The 18,363-nt window shown below is 59.0% G+C and carries 20 protein-coding genes; all 20 read right to left on the minus strand.

Annotated features, from left to right (window positions below; genetic code table 11):
* Window positions 1–17: 17 nt before the first annotated feature.
* Complete coding sequence (proS, locus tag CIC07_RS13895; protein WP_076355366.1) at window positions 18–1,466, minus strand: proline--tRNA ligase; 1,449 nt, start codon at window positions 1,464–1,466, stop codon at window positions 18–20.
* 12 nt (window positions 1,467–1,478) lie between these two features.
* On the minus strand, window positions 1,479–2,753 hold the full coding sequence (gene rseP / locus CIC07_RS13900; protein WP_076355364.1) for an RIP metalloprotease RseP: 1,275 nt from the start codon (window positions 2,751–2,753) through the stop codon (window positions 1,479–1,481).
* Between the two features lie 287 nt (window positions 2,754–3,040).
* The gene (locus CIC07_RS13905; RefSeq protein WP_076355362.1) at window positions 3,041–4,183 is read right to left on the minus strand and encodes a 1-deoxy-D-xylulose-5-phosphate reductoisomerase; all 1,143 of its coding nucleotides are present in this window, start codon (window positions 4,181–4,183) and stop codon (window positions 3,041–3,043) included.
* A gap of 37 nt (window positions 4,184–4,220) precedes the next feature.
* Entirely contained in the window at window positions 4,221–5,015 is a 795-nt protein-coding gene (locus tag CIC07_RS13910; protein ID WP_076355360.1) for a phosphatidate cytidylyltransferase, read from the minus strand.
* 29 nt (window positions 5,016–5,044) lie between these two features.
* Complete coding sequence (locus CIC07_RS13915) at window positions 5,045–5,809, minus strand: undecaprenyl pyrophosphate synthase (RefSeq protein WP_076355358.1); 765 nt, start codon at window positions 5,807–5,809, stop codon at window positions 5,045–5,047.
* Window positions 5,810–5,927: 118 nt separating this feature from the next.
* Window positions 5,928–6,482, minus strand: coding sequence for a ribosome recycling factor (gene frr / locus CIC07_RS13920; RefSeq protein ID WP_076355356.1), 555 nt, complete (start codon window positions 6,480–6,482; stop codon window positions 5,928–5,930).
* A 1-nt stretch (window position 6,483) separates the two neighbouring features.
* Window positions 6,484–7,212 carry a UMP kinase gene (gene pyrH / locus CIC07_RS13925; RefSeq protein WP_048747540.1) on the minus strand — a complete coding sequence of 243 codons (729 nt, stop codon included), beginning with the start codon at window positions 7,210–7,212 and terminating at the stop codon, window positions 6,484–6,486.
* 154 nt (window positions 7,213–7,366) lie between these two features.
* Complete coding sequence (gene tsf / locus CIC07_RS13930; RefSeq protein WP_076355354.1) at window positions 7,367–8,017, minus strand: translation elongation factor Ts; 651 nt, start codon at window positions 8,015–8,017, stop codon at window positions 7,367–7,369.
* Between the two features lie 141 nt (window positions 8,018–8,158).
* The gene (gene rpsB, locus CIC07_RS13935; RefSeq protein WP_048747535.1) at window positions 8,159–8,857 is read right to left on the minus strand and encodes a 30S ribosomal protein S2; all 699 of its coding nucleotides are present in this window, start codon (window positions 8,855–8,857) and stop codon (window positions 8,159–8,161) included.
* A 191-nt stretch (window positions 8,858–9,048) separates the two neighbouring features.
* A complete protein-coding gene (locus CIC07_RS13940) occupies window positions 9,049–9,711 on the minus strand; it encodes an MltG/YceG/YrrL family protein (protein WP_076355352.1) in 663 nt (220 codons plus the stop codon).
* The gene (locus tag CIC07_RS13945) at window positions 9,701–10,228 is read right to left on the minus strand and encodes a hypothetical protein (protein ID WP_076355350.1); all 528 of its coding nucleotides are present in this window, start codon (window positions 10,226–10,228) and stop codon (window positions 9,701–9,703) included. The genes CIC07_RS13940 and CIC07_RS13945 overlap by 11 nt, the downstream gene beginning before the upstream one ends.
* Before the next feature lie 33 nt (window positions 10,229–10,261).
* A complete protein-coding gene (locus tag CIC07_RS13950; protein ID WP_076355348.1) occupies window positions 10,262–10,579 on the minus strand; it encodes a hypothetical protein in 318 nt (105 codons plus the stop codon).
* A gap of 9 nt (window positions 10,580–10,588) precedes the next feature.
* Window positions 10,589–11,992: a flagellar assembly protein A gene (locus tag CIC07_RS13955; RefSeq protein WP_076355346.1), complete on the minus strand. Its 1,404-nt coding sequence runs from the start codon at window positions 11,990–11,992 to the stop codon at window positions 10,589–10,591.
* 13 nt (window positions 11,993–12,005) lie between these two features.
* Window positions 12,006–12,794: a FliA/WhiG family RNA polymerase sigma factor gene (locus CIC07_RS13960; protein ID WP_048747526.1), complete on the minus strand. Its 789-nt coding sequence runs from the start codon at window positions 12,792–12,794 to the stop codon at window positions 12,006–12,008.
* Window positions 12,795–12,866: 72 nt separating this feature from the next.
* Window positions 12,867–13,328 (minus strand): hypothetical protein, encoded by a 462-nt coding sequence (locus CIC07_RS13965; RefSeq protein ID WP_076355344.1) that lies wholly within the window; start codon window positions 13,326–13,328, stop codon window positions 12,867–12,869.
* A gap of 2 nt (window positions 13,329–13,330) precedes the next feature.
* Window positions 13,331–13,825 (minus strand): chemotaxis protein CheD, encoded by a 495-nt coding sequence (locus CIC07_RS13970; protein WP_076355342.1) that lies wholly within the window; start codon window positions 13,823–13,825, stop codon window positions 13,331–13,333.
* Window positions 13,822–14,442, minus strand: coding sequence for a chemotaxis protein CheC (locus CIC07_RS13975; protein WP_442953335.1), 621 nt, complete (start codon window positions 14,440–14,442; stop codon window positions 13,822–13,824). The genes CIC07_RS13970 and CIC07_RS13975 overlap by 4 nt, the downstream gene beginning before the upstream one ends.
* A 5-nt stretch (window positions 14,443–14,447) precedes the next feature.
* Window positions 14,448–14,909, minus strand: coding sequence for a chemotaxis protein CheW (locus CIC07_RS13980; RefSeq protein WP_076355340.1), 462 nt, complete (start codon window positions 14,907–14,909; stop codon window positions 14,448–14,450).
* A gap of 23 nt (window positions 14,910–14,932) precedes the next feature.
* A complete protein-coding gene (locus tag CIC07_RS13985; RefSeq protein ID WP_076355338.1) occupies window positions 14,933–16,993 on the minus strand; it encodes a chemotaxis protein CheA in 2,061 nt (686 codons plus the stop codon).
* A gap of 38 nt (window positions 16,994–17,031) precedes the next feature.
* A complete protein-coding gene (locus CIC07_RS13990; RefSeq protein WP_076355336.1) occupies window positions 17,032–18,354 on the minus strand; it encodes a protein-glutamate methylesterase/protein-glutamine glutaminase in 1,323 nt (440 codons plus the stop codon).
* Window positions 18,355–18,363: the final 9 nt, after the last annotated feature.

An 18,363-nucleotide genomic window follows, 5' to 3' on the forward strand; every position in this document is an offset into this window, starting at 1 on the left:
AAACGACGCCGCTCAGATTAGTAGGCTCTGGCGAAAACGACCGTATGCTCGGCCTTCCCGCCGCAGACGAGGCAGGTCGCCTTGCGTTCGGCCGGCTCGAACGGAATGTTCCGGCTCGTCGCGCCGGTCTCTTCCTTGACCTGCTTCTCGCAGGCGGCCGAACCGCACCAGCCTGCCGTCACGAAGCCGCGCTTCTGGTCGAGCAGCGCCTTCATTTCATCCAGCGTGTCGACCGCATGCGTATTCTCCTCGCGGAAGCTCTTCGCCTTCTCGAACATGTCGCGGTGGATTTCTTCCAGCATGCGCTGGATTTCGTCCGTCAGATCGCTCTGGTTCACGACGCGCTTCTCGCCGCTCACGCGGGATACGAGCACGCAGACGCCGTTCTCCATGTCGCGAGGTCCGAGCTCGAGGCGAATCGGCACGCCGCGCATCTCGTACTCGTTGAATTTCCAGCCCGGGCTCATATCGGAGCGGTCGTCCACTCTTACGCGGACACCGGCTTTCTTGAGCTCGCCGTACAGCTCGTCCACTCTCGCGATGACGGCATCGCGTGTCTTGGGAGGGCCGATCGGAATCATGATGACCTGGGTCGGGGCTACCTTCGGCGGCAGCACGAGCCCGCGGTCGTCGCCATGCACCATGATCAGCGATCCAATCAGACGGGTGCTGACTCCCCACGAAGTCGTATGCGCGAACTGCAGCTGGTTGTCGCGGTCAAGGAACTTGATGTCGAAGGCGACGGCAAACTTGTTGCCGAGGTAATGGGAGGTGCCTGCCTGCACGGCACGGCCGTCCTTCATCATCGCTTCGATGGAATACGTGTCCACCGCGCCGGCGAAGCGCTCGCTCGGCGTCTTCTCGCCGCTGATGACCGGAATCGCGAGGTAGTCCTCGACGAATGAACGGTACGTTTCCAGCATGGACATCGTTTCCTCGCGAGCTTCCCCTTCGTTCTCATGCGCCGTATGCCCTTCCTGCCAGAGGAATTCGCTCGTGCGCAGGAACGGCAGCGTGCGCTTCTCCCAGCGGACGACGTTCGCCCACTGGTTGATGAGCACAGGCAGATCGCGGTAGGAATGGATCCACTTGCTGTACATATGGCCAATCATCGTCTCCGAAGTCGGACGGATCGCCAGCCTCTCCTCGAGAATCTCGCCTCCGGCCTCGGTTACCCAAGGAAGCTCCGGATTGAAGCCCTCGACATGCTCTTTTTCCTTCTGGAAAAAGCTCTCGGGAATGAACAGCGGGAAGTAGGCGTTGCGGTGTCCGGTCTCCTTGAAGCGGCGATCCAGCTCGTCCTTGATGTGCTCCCAGATCTCGTAGCCGTCCGGGCGGAATACGATGCATCCGCGCACAGGCGAGTAGTCCATCAGCTCCGCTTTTTTGATGACGTCTATATACCAGCGGGAAAAGTCTTCCCCCTGAGGCGTTATTTCCGATACGAATTGCTTATCCTTCGACATAAAGGCTCCCCTCTACCCTCGTACTAAACGTAAAATATCATTGTAAGTCACGGCAAGCATGAGCAGCATCAGCATCATGAAGCCGATGACATGGACCATGCTCTCCCTCGCGGGATCGACCGGACGTCCCCTCAGTCCCTCCAGCCCGATGAAGACGAGCCGGCTGCCGTCCAGAGCCGGAATCGGAAGCAGATTGAAGATGCCGAGATAGAGACTGAGCACGGCCGCCCAATTCGTAAGCGACGGTAGGCCTTGCCGCGCGATCTGTCCGGTAACCTCAGCCGTCCTCACAGGACCTCCAAGATCGTCGAACTTGAAGTTGCCCGTAATGAGCTGGCCGAAGCTTTTGAAGATCTGCACCGTCACTTCCTTCATCGTGACGGCCGATTGCGTGACCGTCTCTCCGAGCGTCGCGGACCGCATCGGATACCCGGCCGTGATGCCGACCTTGCCGGCCTTGCTCTCCTTGTCGGGAACCGGGGTCAGCGTAAGCGAGAGAGGCTCTCCGCCGCGGATGATGTTCAATTCAAGAGGCTTGTTCGCCGACTTGCCGATGATCTCGATCATCTTGGCATAATCGGTCCCGACGTCGGTGCCTCCCACCGTCTCGATGACATCGCCCTTCTGCAAGCCCGCCTTCTCGGCCGGCATGCCTGCGACGACGCTGTTGATCAGCAGATGCTTGGGATTGTCTTGAACGACGCCCGCCATCTGGATGTAGACAGCGAACAGGACGAACGCCAGGATGAAGTTCATGAAAGGACCGGCTGCGATGGCCAGAGCCCGCTGTCCGACCGTCTTGCTGCCGAACTGCCGGTCGATGGGCGCAATCTGGGTTTCCCGGCTCTTCGCGATCATAAGCGCCTGCGGATGGACATCGTAACGTTCCGCTTCGCCTTCCACATGCAGCTGAATGAACAATTTGCGCTCAAGGTCGATCTGTTCCACTTCGCCTCGGATGACTCCGCTGCGCTCATCCAGCTTATCGAGATAGATCCGCGTCACGCGTCCATCCTTGACACGGACCGCGACCGTCTGTCCAGGCTGGACTTCCGAAATTTCCGGATCTTCGCCTGCCATGCGGACGAATCCGCCGGCGGGCACTAGACGGAGCGTATAGCGGGTTTCCCCCCGCTTGATGGAGAACAGCTTCGGGCCGAATCCGATCGCGAATTCACGGACCAGAATGCCTGCGCGCTTGGCAAAAAAATAATGTCCCCATTCATGGATGGTGACAATGACGAAAAACACGAGAACGGTCATGAAGATGACCTGAATTGTACCCATAGCTGTCAGTGCCTCCAGTCGGTTAACGGCCTGTACCTAGATTATCATTATTCTCCCGGCAGACACAAGAGAACCGCCCTTCGCCGTCAGACGTCCGCCAGATATCCTCCGTCCCGATACGGAACCTCGGCTGCCGGCGGATAAAACCGGCTTCCAGCGGAAGGAAGCGGGGCTGAAGCCCCTTCAGGCAGACCCTTCGAACCCGGGCAGATGAGGCTTGGCTCGAAGGCCGTCCGGTTCTGATGCGGCCGCAGGAGAACAAACGAATATGGGGCAATAGAGGGAGGCTAAACCGCTGAGAAAGCTTGCCGCCGGGCCCAGGCATCGGCCTCGGCGATCTCTTCCAACCCCGGGACAGCAATGACTTCATGCCTTTCAAGAACGCTCTCGAGAATGCGCTCGATGTGGAGGAATTCGATCTCGCCCTTCAGGAAACGGTCGACCGCAACCTCGTTGGCCGCATTGAACACCGTCGTCGCCGTGCCGCCCGCACGTCCGCATTGAAACGCCATGCGCAGGCAGCGGAAGCGGTCGTAGTCCATCTCCCGGAAGGTGAGGCTGCCGGCCTGCACCAGATCCAGCCTCTCCGACGGGCTCGTCAGCCGCGCCGGATAGGAGAGGGCGTACTGGATCGGCACCCTCATGTCCGGCATGCCAAGCTGCGCGATAATGCTATGGTCCTTGAACTCGACATACGAATGGATGATGCTCTCCGGATGGATCAGCACGGAAATGTCGTCGTAGGACAGGTCGAACAGCCAGCGGGCTTCGATGACTTCAAAGCCTTTGTTGACCATCGTAGCGGAATCGATCGTAATCTTGGCGCCCATCGACCAGTTGGGATGGTTCAGAGCTTCCGCGACCGTGACTCCGCCGAGCTGCTCCCGCGTGCGGTCCCGGAACGAGCCGCCGGATGCGGTCAGCGTGATGCCGAGCACATCCTCGCGCCGCTCTCCGTTCAAGCATTGGAACAATGCCGAATGCTCGCTGTCCACGGGAAGGATGCTCACTCCGCGCCGCTTCGCGGCGTCCATGACCAAATGCCCCGCCGTAACGAGCGTTTCCTTGTTCGCCAGAGCGATCGTGCGCCCCGCTTCGATGGCCGCAAGCGTAGCCGGGAGGCCGCGGCTTCCCATGATGGCCGTCACGACGACATCGGAGCTGCCTCCGCCCGCCATTTCAACCAAGCCCTCTTCGCCAAACAGCACCTCTACGCTAGGAGGCAGAGCCTCCCTGGCGTAGCGCACTCCTTCCTCCGTGGCGAGACAGACCCGCTTGGGCTTGAATTTCAGCGCCTGCTCGACAAGCAGCCGGGCATTGGAGCCTGCCGCCAAGCCCTCCAGCTCGTATTCATCCGGATGGGCTGCCATCACATCGAGCGTCTGGGTGCCGATCGAGCCGGTCGATCCGAGAAGCGTAACTTTTTTCACCGAACCATCTCTTTCTACATATGTATTGGCGCCGCTGTCAGACGGGAACGAGGCCCGTCAGCACAAGAAGCGGGAACACGATAATCCAGCTGTCGCAACGGTCGAGCACCCCGCCGTGGCCGGGCAGCAGCCGTCCGCTGTCCTTCACGCCGCGCAGACGCTTGTAGGCCGACTGGATCAAGTCTCCGAACTGCCCGGCTACTGCCGCCACAAGTCCGATCAGGACCGCATGGCCGAGTCCGATCCATTCCGGCGCGGCGAAGTGGAACACCGCTGCGACAACGATGGAGGCCAGCACGCCGCCAAGCGAGCCTTCGATCGTTTTGTTGGGGCTGATTGCCGGCCACAGCTTCGTCCTTCCGATCGCCTTGCCGATGAAGTAGGCTCCGATGTCGGAAGCCCATATGCAGCCGAAGCAGAGGAAGGAAAAGAAAAGCCCATGTTCATGGAGAGCCCGGACCTGAAGCATGGAACCGAAGCCATAGCCGACGTAGAGTGCTCCAAGCATCAGCAAGGCGGCCCCGTCAAGCGTCGTCTCATTCTTGCTTACAACGGTCACCGCGAGCAGCAGAAACATCAGAATCCATACGGCATACCCGTCCATCGGCATGTCGAGTCCCATCTGCTCCCAAGGAAGCAGAAAAAAAAGCATCCCGGCGTAGCCGATCAGCCCGGCCGGGTGCAGGGGACGAAATCCGTTCAAGCGAACATATTCATAAAAGCCGATGAGGGCAAGAAGCAGCAGCAGCACGTTATAACTTTGGCCCCCGACGACAAGCAGAAGCAGGAACAAGGCTCCCGCCAAAGCTCCGGTAACGATGCGTTGTTTCATGGGTAAGGTCCTCTTTCAATAGCGGATCGTTAAATGCCGCCGAATCGCCTTGCTCGCCGCTGATATTCCGCAATGGCTTCCTGGAACAGTTCTTCCGTGAACGCCGGCCAGTAAACATCGGTGAACCACAGTTCGCTATAAGCCATCTGCCAGAGCATGAAGTTGCTTAGACGAAGCTCTCCGCTCGTCCGGATGAGCAGATCCGGATCCGGCAGGCCGCTGCTGAGAAGGCGCTCCGCCATCATCTCTTCCGTGATGTCGCCCGGCTCCAGACCGCCGTTCCTCACATCCTCCGCCAACGACTTGACCGCATCCAGCATTTCGGAGCGGCTTCCGTAATTCAAGGCAAAGTTGAGAACCAATCCGGTATTGGCTTTTGTTTTTTCGATCGCTTCATCGAGCGCTGCCAAGGTGAAATCCGGCAGATTGCCCCGATAGCCCATCATTCGAACCTGGACATTGTTCTCGACGAGCTCTTCGAGCTCCAGCGCAAGGAACTCTTGCGGAAGCCGCATCAAAAAATCGACCTCTGTCTTGGGCCTTTTCCAGTTCTCGGTCGAAAAAGCATACAAAGTCAAATATTTGACTCCGGCCCGGTCGGCGGCCATCGTCACCTTCTTGACCGCTTTCATGCCCGAGTGATGGCCGGCTATCCGCGGCAATCCCCGGTTTTGGGCCCATCTTCCGTTGCCGTCCATAATGATGGCCACATGTTCCGGAATATTGTCCAGGCTCGTGGGGTCCGCCACCTGCGGAGATGCCTTGCCGCGCTTCGACCATAACCGCTCAATCATCCTGATTCCTCCCCGCCGGCAATGACTTTAGGCTGGCAGGCTCCTCGTAGGAGCCATGATGCAGGCAAACCCCACCTGTCGGAGGGGCTTGGATCTGACCTGTGCCGGCATTACCGGCCTAAACTTCCATGATGTCTTTTTCTTTGACCGCAAGCACCTTGTCGACTTCAGCGACAAACTTGTCCGTCGTTTTCTGAATGTCGTCCTGATGGCGCTTGGACTCGTCTTCGGAAATGTCCGTTTTCTCCAGCTTCTTGATCGCATCGTTGGCATCGCGGCGGATGTTGCGGATGGCGATTTTCGCTTCCTCGCCGAATTTCTTCGTCATTTTGACGAGCTCCGAACGACGCTCTTCGGTCAGCATCGGCACGACGATCCGGATCGATGTTCCGTCATTGGACGGAGTCATGCCGATATCCGATTTCATGATCGCTCTCTCGATATCGCTGAGCGACGATTTGTCCCAAGGCTGAATGAACAGCGTGCGGGAATCCGGCGTATTGATGTTCGCCAATTGGTTGAGGGGAGTCAACGCCCCGTAATACTCGACTTGAATGCGGTCCAGCAGAGCCGGGTTCGCACGGCCGGCACGAAGCGTGCCGAGATCGCGTTTCAAGGCTCCGATGGCCTTTTCCATTCTTTCGGATGCGTCTGCTTTGATTCCTTGCGGCATCTTATTGTGCACTTCCTTTCACGATCGTTCCGATTTTCTCTCCCAGGATGACCCGCTTAATATTGCCTGGAATCGTTATGGCGAATACGACGAGCGGAATATTGTTGTCCATGCAGAGCGAAGTGGATGTGGAATCCATGACGCCAAGATTGCGGTTGAGCACATCGAGGTAAGACAGCTGATCGAATTTCTCCGCGGTTTCGTCCTTGAACGGATCGGCGGAATAAACCCCGTCCACTTTGTTCTTGGCCATCAGAATGACCTCGGCTTCGATTTCAGCCGCGCGCAGCGCAGCCGTCGTATCCGTCGAGAAGAACGGATTGCCGGTGCCGGCCGCGAAGATGACGACGCGCCCCTTCTCGAGATGGCGGATCGCGCGGCGGCGAATATACGGCTCTGCGATTTGCTGCATGGCGATCGAGGTCTGGACACGGGTCGGCACATCGATGGATTCAAGCGCATCCTGCAGAGCCAGCGAATTCATCACTGTAGCCAGCATGCCCATGTAATCGGCTGTCGCACGGTCGATTCCTTTGGCTGTGCCCGCGATACCGCGCCAGATATTCCCTCCTCCGACTACGATAGCCACTTCGACGCCAAGCTCCACGACTTCCTTGATTTGCTGCGCGATGGACGAAATGATCTCTGCCTCGATGCCATAGCCAGCTTGCCCCGACAGCGATTCACCGCTGACCTTCAGGACGATCCGTTTGTAGACGGGATTCTCCAACGTCAATACCCCCATGTAATACCCAGATTTGCTTTATTTGCTTGCTTCAGCTCTGTACGCGGACAAAGCAAGAGGCGGGGCGGACGCCCCGCCCCGCCTGCTGCGTTCGGTTGATCAAAGCGTTCCGTGCGGACACGGAACGCCTGGAGACGACTTACAGTTTGGCTTGCGCCATGACTTCTTCAACGAAGTTGTCGACTTTTTTCTCCAGACCTTCGCCGAGCTCGAAACGAGCGAAGCGACGGATGGAGATATTCTCGCCGATCGTGCTGATCTTTTCGTTCAGCAGCGTCGTGATCGTCTTGTCCGGATCTTTGATGAAAGCCTGCTCCATGAGGCAGAACTCCTCATAGTACTTGCTCAGGCGGCCTTCAACCATTTTCTCAACGATATGGGCAGGCTTGCCTTCGTTGAGAGCTTGGGCTTTAAGGATTTCGCGCTCTTTTTCCAGTTCGGCCGGATCGACTTCTTCACGGCGGACGTATTTGGCGCCTACAGCTGCGATTTGCATCGCGATGTCTTTGCAGAATTCGCGGAATTGATCCGTTTTGGCAACAAAGTCCGTCTCGCAGTTGATTTCAACGAGAACGCCGATACGGCCGCCAGCGTGGATGTAGGATTCAACGACGCCTTCCGTAGCAACGCGGCCGGCTTTGTTGGCAGCGGCTGCGAGGCCTTTTTCACGAAGCAGCTCGGCTGCTTTCGTCAGATCGCCGTTCGCTTCTTCCAATGCTTTTTTGCAATCGAGCATTCCTGCACCCGTTTTTTCACGGAGTTCCTTAACTGCGCTTGCGTTGACTGCCATGAGTTATTCCTCCTGATTGCCCTTGTCAGGCGTTATGTTCGTGTATTCTCTCAAAAAAAGGGCGGCGAGGAGGCTTTCACCTTCTAACCACCCTTTGTTGTCTTCATCCTGTCAACCTGCTCCGAACAGCTTGAGCCGTTCTTACGCGGTTGTTTGCTCGCCTTGGTTGGCTTCTACGATCGCATCGGCCATTTTGCCCGTAAGCAGCTTGACAGCGCGGATAGCGTCGTCGTTGCCCGGAATGACGTAGTCGATCTCGTCCGGATCGCAGTTGGTGTCTACGATGCCGACGATTGGAATGCCCAGCTTGCGCGCTTCAGCCACGGCGATGCGTTCTTTGCGCGGATCGATGATGAACAGCGCGCTAGGCAGCTTGCGCATGCCCTTGATGCCGCCGAGGAACTTCTGGAGACGGTCTTTTTCTTTGCGAAGAATGATGACTTCTTTTTTAGGCAGGACTTCGAACGTGCCGTCCTCTTCCCATTTCTCCAGTTGGCGGAGACGGTCGATCCGTTTTTGGATCGTGGAGAAGTTGGTCAGCGTGCCGCCGAGCCAGCGTTGGTTGATGTAGTAGTTGCCGCAACGCTCTGCTTCTTCTTTCACAGAGTCCTGGGCTTGTTTCTTGGTACCTACGAACAGAATCGTTCCGCCGTCTTCAGCCACGGAGCGGACGAAGTTGTAAGCCTCTTCCACTTTCTTGACTGTTTTTTGCAGGTCGATAATGTAGATTCCGTTACGTTCCGTGAAGATATAGCGATCCATTTTAGGGTTCCAGCGGCGAGTTTGGTGACCGAAGTGCACACCAGCCTCGAGCAGCTGTTTCATGGAGATCACTGCCATCCTCAACACCTCCTGATTGGTTTTTATTTGTGTCCTCCGCCGACGTCATCTTCCGGCAAGACTCCCTATAAGGAAGCACCCTTGTCGAAATTAACCGGCGTGTGTTTTTAACACCGTCAATTACTATAGCATACTGCCTGCCCGCTTGCAACCTTCAAGGCTTGCTTCTGCGGGCTGCCCATCAAGGCCTCTTAGCCGCCAGAGCCGATCCTTTTTTTCGCCTCGTCAGGGTCCATGGGCTGTCCCGTCACGATTTTTTTCACGGCGGCGAGATCCTGCGATCCCTTGAACGAGAAATAGCCGGCCCGGACCGTGCCCGGAGAGCCGCCCTTCTGCATGTAGGCCACGAAGTCTTCTCCTTGTTCGACGACACCGCTGCTTTCCAGCAGCTTGCCGACCGAGGTCAAATTCGAATTCGGCGGAATTCTCACGATGATTGTTTTCCCGTTCGCGCTGCTGTTCTCCGCCTTCTTGGACGAGGAGTCCTGCTTGGCGGGAGAAGGCTTGGCCGCCGGAGCTGGAGACGGGCTTGGACTCGAAGGAGCGCCGTCAGCACCAGATCCAGTGTTGAGCGGGGACGGAGACGGCTGATGGCCGCTTTCCGGAGAAGCGCCTTCGGGGCCGCTCTCGGCTTCCTGTTCCCGCAGCGCTTTGTCGACGGCGGCTTGGACAAGCAGATCGGCTTCCTCCTGCGTATAGACCGCGCTCTCCCCGCCGCCCGGATCCGATGTCCCGGATTCGACGCCCGCCCAAGTCGCTGACTGCGCTTGGCCGGCATTCATTAATTGAAGCAAAAGAGCCCCGGCCATCATGCCGACGCCCAGTCCGATCCAAAACGACCTCTTACCTCGCATTCGCCGATTCCTCCTGCCTTGCAAGCTGCTGGATGAGCAGCACCTCTCCTTTGTGGATGCCGAGCTCCTTGGCGATCTGGTCCACGGATCTCCCCTGCCGCTCCAAGTCGAACAGCTGCCTGAAGCGAGCCCGGATGGATTCCGGCGCTTCCAGCGGCCGGGCTGCTTCCTCCTGTTGCATAGGCGCGGCTCCGTCTGCTTCCGCCTGAGCGGAGACGGCGCTTGCAGCGACAGCTTCCTGAAGCAGCCGGCACTGCTTCTCCAGCTCCTCGATGCGCTGTTCCCTCAGCCTTGCCTCGGCCTGACCCTGCTCTCTGGAGGACTTGACGAGCTCGCCGAGGTTCCGGTTGCTTTCTTCCATATCTTCCATGAACTGCTCCAGCGCGTTCTCCATCTGCTCAAGCCCGCTGTCGCGGGATGCGCTCTCCGCTGAAGGTTTCTTTCCTCGGCGGGGCGCCGCGAACGCCCATACCAGGACGACCGCCCCCAGCAAAACGATATACTGCCATGGCTGCATGTACGATCTGTCCTCCTTGCTGCCGGGCTTCAGCTACAAGCTGAAGTCCACATGCTTTCCCTTGAACGGATGAACCCCTTCCGCCTGAGCTCCATCCTCTTTGCCGCCAGCCGGATTCCCTGCCGCCTTGCCGCGGCCGGCTCCGTTCCCGGACCTGTCCTTGCCCGTGCGCAGATTTCCCTTTGTCTCCACTTCTGTCGGACTGCTGCGGTTCTTTTCGCTCCGCTTGGCCGTATCCTGCTCCTGAGAGCGGGCTTCTGCGGCAAGCCGGGTCTGATAGTAGCCTTGCTGGGTTCCTGTCTCATGAACTTTCGGAACGGAAACCTGCAGGTCGACCGGTCGATAGGTCATCAGCGCCACCTACACCATGGAGCCCATCGTGATTTCCCCGTCGATGTAGCGGAAGCTGACACGCGATGCGGGATCCTTGATGAATCGGGTATACCTTCCGATCACGATCCGAGTCCCTCCATACACGGTTCCGGACACCTCGACCCGTGCCGTGCTGGAATCCTCCAGCGAACGCTCGATCTCCAGCACCCGGTCGCGCACTTCGTCCAGCTCGGCCGATGTCTGCTTCTTGGTCGCTCCGAGCTTGATCCGCAGCGCGAGCTTGTCCGGAGAAATCTGGCCGGAAGCAGCCAGCTGGTCGAGAAGAGTGAGAGCCTTCTCCGTTTTGTCGAGCGCTTCGCCATGCGTCTTCATGGTTTTGCGGAGATTGAGCAGCTCCTGCCGCAGCTCCGGCCTGACGCCGACTTCTATGGAGGTCGCCGTCGACATCCCGTTGCCGATCGTCCGGGCCTTGACGGCTTCGCCGGCTTGTACGGATCCGCCGACGATCAGACCCTTCGCTCCAAGGCAAAGGACATTGTCGCCCGCTTTGACCTGGGAGTGCATGATGCTTTGGCTGACCTGGACATCCTCGCCCGCCGATACGGTTCCATCCTGGACAAATGAGCAGCGGAGCGATTTGCCGGATTTGACGCTTCCTTTGTTGCCGGCCATGATGCCGCCCGTAATCTCGATCGATCCGTCCGATTCGAGCTCGGCGCCTTCCACGCCCCCGACGACCCGGATGTCGCCGGCTGCCCTTACTTTGAAGCCGGTCAGCACGTTGCCGCGGATAACGACGGTGCCGACGAAGTCGATATTGCCCGTACGATAATCGACGTCTCCGTTGACCTCATAGACCGGGAACACGTTGATCGTCTCGCTGCCGGTCAGCGTGAATACGCCGTCGAGTGCGGCATACACCATCGTGCGCTCCGGATTGCACACCACATTTTTGCCGACCTTGAGGCGCATATCGCGGCCCCGCTTGCCCGCAACCGGCTCGCCGGCGACATTTATGCCGGCCTCTCCGTCGCCCGGCTCTATTTTGCGCGCGACCAGCTGCCCGCGCTGCACATTGCGGATGCGGTTGACTTCCTTGAAATCCACCTTGCCGCTGTCGTTCTCCTCCGGCTTGAAGCCGTCGCTCAAGTCGATTGCAAACAGAACGCGGGCATCCGTGCCCTGCCTGGCTGGCAATCCCTTGGCCACGACCGTTTCCTTGATGCTGCATGCCGCAGGATCGCTGGCGATCGCTTGCAGGGCTTCCGGCAGGATGCCGTAGGAGATTCCGGCCTGCCGGACAAGCCGCTCCAGTTCTTGAGCCGTAACCGAAAAGTCGTCGTCGCAGCGTTGAAAATGAATGTACCCGGTCATTCGGTCAGGCGACAGGCTTACTTTGAGATAAGATTCCAAATCAAGCTGCTGGTTCATCGCTTTTCCTCCTTCAGGAGTTCTGCATCAGTTGATCTTTCTGCTTGGAAAGCGCTCCTCTCAGGCGAAGGATCGCCTTGGAATGAAGCTGGGAAATGCGAGACGGGGACAGGGACATGACTTCTGCGATCTCGCTCAAGGAAAGCTCCTCATAATAGAAGAGAGAGACGACGATCCGTTCTTTTTCCGTCAATCGCTCGATTCCTTTCACGAGGGATTCCTTGAGGAAAAATTCATGCACTTTATGGTCCGGATTTTTCGCTTTCTCATCGACCAGCAAGGACATTCTTGTCTCGCTCTCCTCCTCGCGGATCGGATCCTCAAGGGAGCAGACCGTCGTGACGGCGATTTCCTGCAGCATCGTCGTGAACTCCCTCTCCGACACTTGAAGATAGGTGCTGATCTCAGCATCGGATACGGACCGCAAATACTGCTGCTCCAGATGCTGGTAGGCTTCCTCTATTCGCTTGGCCTTTTCGCGGACCGAACGGGGGACCCAGTCGCCTTGCCGGAGGCCGTCGATGATGGCCCCTCTGATGCGCCAGGAAGCGTAGGTCTCGAATTGAAGGCCTCGTTTATAATCGAATTTATCGATCGCGTCAATCAGCCCCATCGCGCCGTTGCTCGCAAGATCGTCTTTGGATACATTTTTGGGCAGGCCGATCGCCATTCGGTTCGTCACGTAATCGACCAGCGGCAAATACTGCTCAATCAGAGCCTTCTTCGCGTCTATATCCTGCTCTTCCTTCCATTTCTCCCACATCGCCATGTTGGACAAATGAGGCGCTTTCGGCTCTGTCATGGCTTCCAAGCCTCCTTCAGGATTCACCTCGCGGTTATTCCAGCCGTTAGGATGCATGCCTGCAGCCTAATGCTACTCTTCTTCACTGCTAATATGACGGACAGCCTGTGCAAGCTCGTCCGGCTCCATGCCGGAAGGAACCGATTTCAGCCGGGCAGGCTGCAGCGGCTGGAAGCCGCCGTTCTGCTGCTCCGGAGCCAAGGAGGCGTCGACGCCCCCGGATCCGTCCGGCTGCCTCGATCCGCCTGGAGGCGGCCGCAGCCCTTGAAGCAGCAGCTCGTTCAAATCCTCCCCGTTCGCGGAAAGGTCGAGATGCTGCCCGGCTGCCGGTTCCTCCCCGGCTTCCCGGAGAGGCTGAGGGACGGTCTGCTTCAGCAGAACCCGCAATGCGTACCCGATCGCCCAAAACGCCGCGGCTGCCGCCAGAGCCCGCGTCGCCGCGGCATCGATCGGATTGCGTCCCAGGTTGATCGCCGCCGTCAGGACCGCTCCGAGCGCCGCCGACCATGCATTGATGCGCCATGTACCTATCACGCCTACAACTCCTTTGTGCCCTGCTGGACGGAGCGGACATGCAGGATGCCCGTGCCTGAATCCAGCTCGATCGTTCTGCCGTAGCTGCCGCCTGTATCCTCGGCGAGGATGGGAATGCCGTAGCTGGCCAGGACGGCCGTGCAGCTTTCCACATTGCGGGGACCGATCCGCAGCGAATCATTGGCCGACAAGGCCGCGAACATCTGGGCGCCGCCGGCCATCTTGGCCGACAGCCGGCCAAGGCGGGCACCCGCCTTCTGCATTTCTTCGATCAACAAGGGAAGAGCGGTGTCGGCATATTTGGCCCGGTTGAAATCCGCTTCCCTGGCGATCGATGAATTCGGGAGCATGACATGGGCCATTCCGCCGATCCTCTTCTCTGAATCGTACAAGGTCAGCCCGACGCAGGAGCCGAGCCCCGTCGTGCGGATAGCGCTGCCGTCGAGAGCGATATTGAGGTCGGCCATTCCGACTTTCACGACTTGCTGCTGGATCATTCGAGCGGCACTCCTAGCGAGCGGAAGATAGTGGAAAACGATTCCGGGTCCGGAATCAGGAAGAACTGGCCATCCAGAACTTCCCCCCCGTCAAGAAATTTGGTCTCGATCAGCAGCGCTGTGTCGCCCATTTCTCCGTATTGCATGAGCCCGTACACGAGAACGGCTCCCGCCATGTCCATCGCGACGGCGGGTACGCTGGGCGCCAGGCTCAGCTTGGTGAGATCGGCCAGCGAAGACAGATAGGAGCCTGCGAGAATGTTGCCGATCTCTCCGATGGCGGATAATTCCATATCCGAATATTCGAGATCCTCTTCGACTTCCATCGCCGCAAGCCTGCGGAGCATCTTCTTAGCCGCGACCGGATTCATCAGGAAGAAGAGATTGCCGGGAGCCTCGCCTTCCACGCGGAGAAACACGGCCATGACCAGCTCCTCGGCGCCTCCGGCCCGTTCCGCGACTTCCTCGAAAGGCACCAGGCTCACCTTCGGCACGGCCATGTCGACCGGCTTGTTCAGCAAAGTGGACAGAGCCGTCGCCGCATTGCCGGAGCCGATGTTGCCGACTTCCTTCAGGACATCCATTTCGAAGTCGGCCAGCTTGTCGAGTGTGCTCAATTCGGTCAAGCCTCCATTTGCTCCAGCTGCACGATTTCGTTTTTGTTCAGCACTTCCGACAGGTTGAGCATGACGAGAAGCCTGCCCTGCGGCGTCTTGGCGATTCCGCGCAAATACTTGGCCTGGATGCCGCCGACGACTGCAGGCGGCAGGTCGATGTCGTCGGTGTTGATGTCCGTCACGTCGTTGGCGCGGTCGACGATGAATCCGACCTCCAGCTCTCCGGAGCGCACGATGATGATGCGGGTCTGGTCCGTCGACTCCGTCTCCTCCAGCCCGAAGCGGCCGCGGAGATCGATGACCGGCACGACGACGCCGCGCAGGTTGACGACTCCCTTCACGAATGCAGGCGTCTTCGGCACGCGAGTGACCGGCATGAGCCTTTCCACCGTCTTCACTTTATCGACTTCGATGCCGTATTCTTCTTCTCCAAGCGCAAACACGATTACTTTCAGTTCTTCTCCCATATCCGTGTGCCTCCTCCGATAGATTATTTGAACAGGGCGTTCGGATCGATGATGAGGGCGACCTGGCCGTCGCCAAGAATGGTCGCTCCGGATACGGCCTGAGTCTGGCCGAGATAACCGCCCATCGACTTCAGCACGATCTCGCTCTGGCCGATGAAGTCGTCCACGATGACTGCCGCCCATTTATCGCCTTTGCGGATGACGAGGTACTCGCTCTCCAGCTCTTCTTCTTCATTGAAGTCGGCTGTTTCGAGCACATTGCCGAGAGATACGAGCGGAATGACCGCGTTGCGGTATGTAATCATCCGGCTGCCATGCACGTTCAGGATGCTGTCCCTGCTGAGAATGCCGGTTTCCACGATGGAAGAAAGCGGAATGGCGTATTTCTCGGAGCCGAGCTTGATCAGCATCGCGGTGATGATCGACAACGTGAGCGGAAGCTGGATGCTGAACTTGGAGCCGATGCCGGCCTTGGATTCGACCGAAACATTGCCGCCCAAGGAAAGAATCTTCGAGCGGACGACGTCGAGTCCGACCCCGCGGCCCGAAATGTCCGAGATCGCATCCGCCGTGCTGAAGCCGGGAGCGAAGATCAGGTTGTTGATTTCGTCCTGGGTCATCCGCGCCGCTTCCTGCCCGCTGAGCACCCCGTTCTCGACAGCCTTGGCCTTGACCTTCTCGGAGTTGATGCCCCTGCCGTCTTCCTCCACCTCGATAAAGACGTGGTTGCCGCTATGGTAAGCCCGCAGGAATATCGTGCCGGTTTCCGGCTTGCCTGCCTCCAGGCGGCCATCCGTCGTTTCCAGGCCATGGTCGAGGGAATTGCGGAGAAGATGGACGAGAGGATCGCCGATCTCGTCGATGACCGTCCGGTCCAGCTCGGTGTCGGCGCCGACGATGACGAGATCGACCTTTTTATTCAGGTTTTTGGCCAGATCCCGCACCATGCGGGGGAAGCGGTTGAAGACGGAATCGATCGGAACCATGCGGAGCTTGAGCACGATGTTCTGCAGATCGCCGCTGATGCGGGACAGATGCTCGACCGTCTCGCTCAGCTCCGTGCGGCCGATCTCGGAAGAAAGCTGCTCCAGCCGGACCCGGTCGATCAGCAGCTCGCTGAACAGGTTCATCAGCGAATCCAGCCGGTCGATGTCCACCCTTATCGTCCGCGATGCGGCCTGAGCTGCGGGAGCCGAAGCCGCCGCCGTCTGCCGCTTGGCTTCCGACGCTGCGGAAGAAGCGGCTTGAACGTCCGCTGTCCTTGCGTCCGCCGCTTTTGCGGCTTCAGGAATTTCCGGGTGGGCCAGCGCTTCCAGAGCGGCTTCGTCCAGCAGGCTGGCTGCGGCTGCGGCAATTTCGGAGATGTTGCCGGCTCCTTCCGCAATGGCCTGCTCGTCGGAGGAAGTGACGAGAATGACGGTGAAGGACTTGTCGAACTTCTCCTGCTCGAGATCCGTCACCGACGGAATCGATTTGATGACTTCGCCGTGCTGTTCCAGGAAATTGAAGACCATATACGAACGCGCTGCCTTGAGCACGCAGGAATCCTCCAGCTCGACATCGAGCCGCACGGCTTTGAGCCCGCTTTCGACCGACTGCTTGAGCACCGACAGCTGGAACTCGTCCAGATCGGCGGAGGCTCCGTTCTCTTTCTTGGAAGCGGCTTGAGCTCCCGCTCCCGCTGCCGACTCCTTGGCCAGATAGCTGCCGTCGACGATGGATTTCAGGGAGGACAGCAGCTCGGCGACATCGGCTTTGCCGGCCCCTCCGGCCGTAATGTCGGCGACCATCGTTTCGAGGGCATCCAACCCTTTGAAAAGCACATCGAAGATGAAAGCGTCCATCGTCAGCTTGCCGTTGCGGACAAGATCAAGGACGTTTTCCATCTCATGGGTAAGGGAAGCAAGATCCTCGAAGCCCATCGTCGCCGACATTCCTTTCAGCGTATGGGCCGAGCGGAAGATGATCTGGACAATGCCGATGTCGGCCGGATCGCTTTCGAGCTTCAGGAGATTTTCATTGAGTGCTTGAAGATGATCATTGGATTCATCGATAAACATAGACAGATAAGCGTTCATATCCATTACAGGTCCACCTCCTGAACTAAGTTTGCTGTCCTGCCCTACCGGCAGCGCCGGGCAAGCTCTCCAGCAATTTGGAAAAGCGGCAGCACCGTCTGCGAGCCTCCGAGCTCAACCGCGCTTCGAGGCATTCCGTACACCACGCAGGTTTCCTCCGCCTCGGTGATCGTGCTCGCCGCGCCGCTCTCCCGGAGCTCCAGCATGCCTTTCGCGCCGTCGCTGCCCATTCCGGTAAGCAGGACGCAATGGCGCTCCAGCTCCCTATAGGGGACGATGGAGCGGAACAGCACGTCCACCGACGGGCGATGTCCGCTGACTGCCGGCGATTGGGTCAGCCGGATCCGGTAGCCGGATCCATCCTTCTCGAGCTCCATATGGCTTCCGCCGGGGGCGATGTAGACACGGCCGGCAAGGACGCGCTCGCCCTGCTCCGCCTCCGTCACCTCGATCATGCTGCCGGCTTCGAGCCGCTTGGCCAGCGATGCCGTGAACCGGGGAGGCATATGCTGGACGACCAGCACCGGGGCCGGCAAGTCTGCCGGCAGCGAGCCGATCACTTCGCTGAGCGCACGCGGTCCGCCGGTCGATGTGCCGATGGCGACGAGCTGCGTCCACCTTTCTCTGGAAGCCAGAGATTTGGGGGACGATTCCCCGGCTGTGACTTGAGGAACGGAAGTCGTCCCCGTCTTCGCAGGCCGCGAGGCGCCTGAAGCCGGCCATGCCGGCCGTGCTTTGGAAAGAGGCGCTTCGCTTGCGCTTGCCGACTTGCGCTTGGCATCCGCACCAGGTGGAATCCGCGTCTTGCGGATCTCGTCCGGCGCCTCGCGGGCTGCGCTGCGCGGGCCTGGAGCGGATGAGGGCTTCGCATGGCCGGCGGCATCGCCGGCCGGCCTGCGTGCCGGCTGCTCCCTCTTCCCTATCGCCTCCCGCGCCGGAAGGCGAGGTTGGACCAGGCGGCCTCGGAATTGAAGTGCGGTATGCAGCTTCTCCCTCAGCAAGCGTCCGATCGTCTCGATCTCCCCAGGGGGCGAAGCGGGAGAAGGCTTGCGGATGAAATCGAAGGCCCCCTGCTGCAGCGCGGCAATCGTGAGCGAGGTATGCTCCTCGCTGATGCCGGAGAACATGATCACCGGAAGCGGACGGCTCTCCATGACCGCCACGAGAGCTTCGAGCCCGTTCATTTCGGGCATTTCCAGATCCAGTGTCATGGCATCGGGCGCGAGAAGCCTTGCGGCCTCCAGCGCCTCCTTGCCTGTCGCCGCCGTCCCGGCAACCTCAAAAGCCGGGTCCTGCAGGATCAAATCCCGAATAATGGCACGCATGAAGGCGGAATCGTCCACGATCAAAATACGGAACTTCTCCATCTCCCTATC

Source organism: Paenibacillus sp. RUD330, from assembly GCF_002243345.2.
Lineage (GTDB): Bacteria > Bacillota > Bacilli > Paenibacillales > Paenibacillaceae > Paenibacillus_O.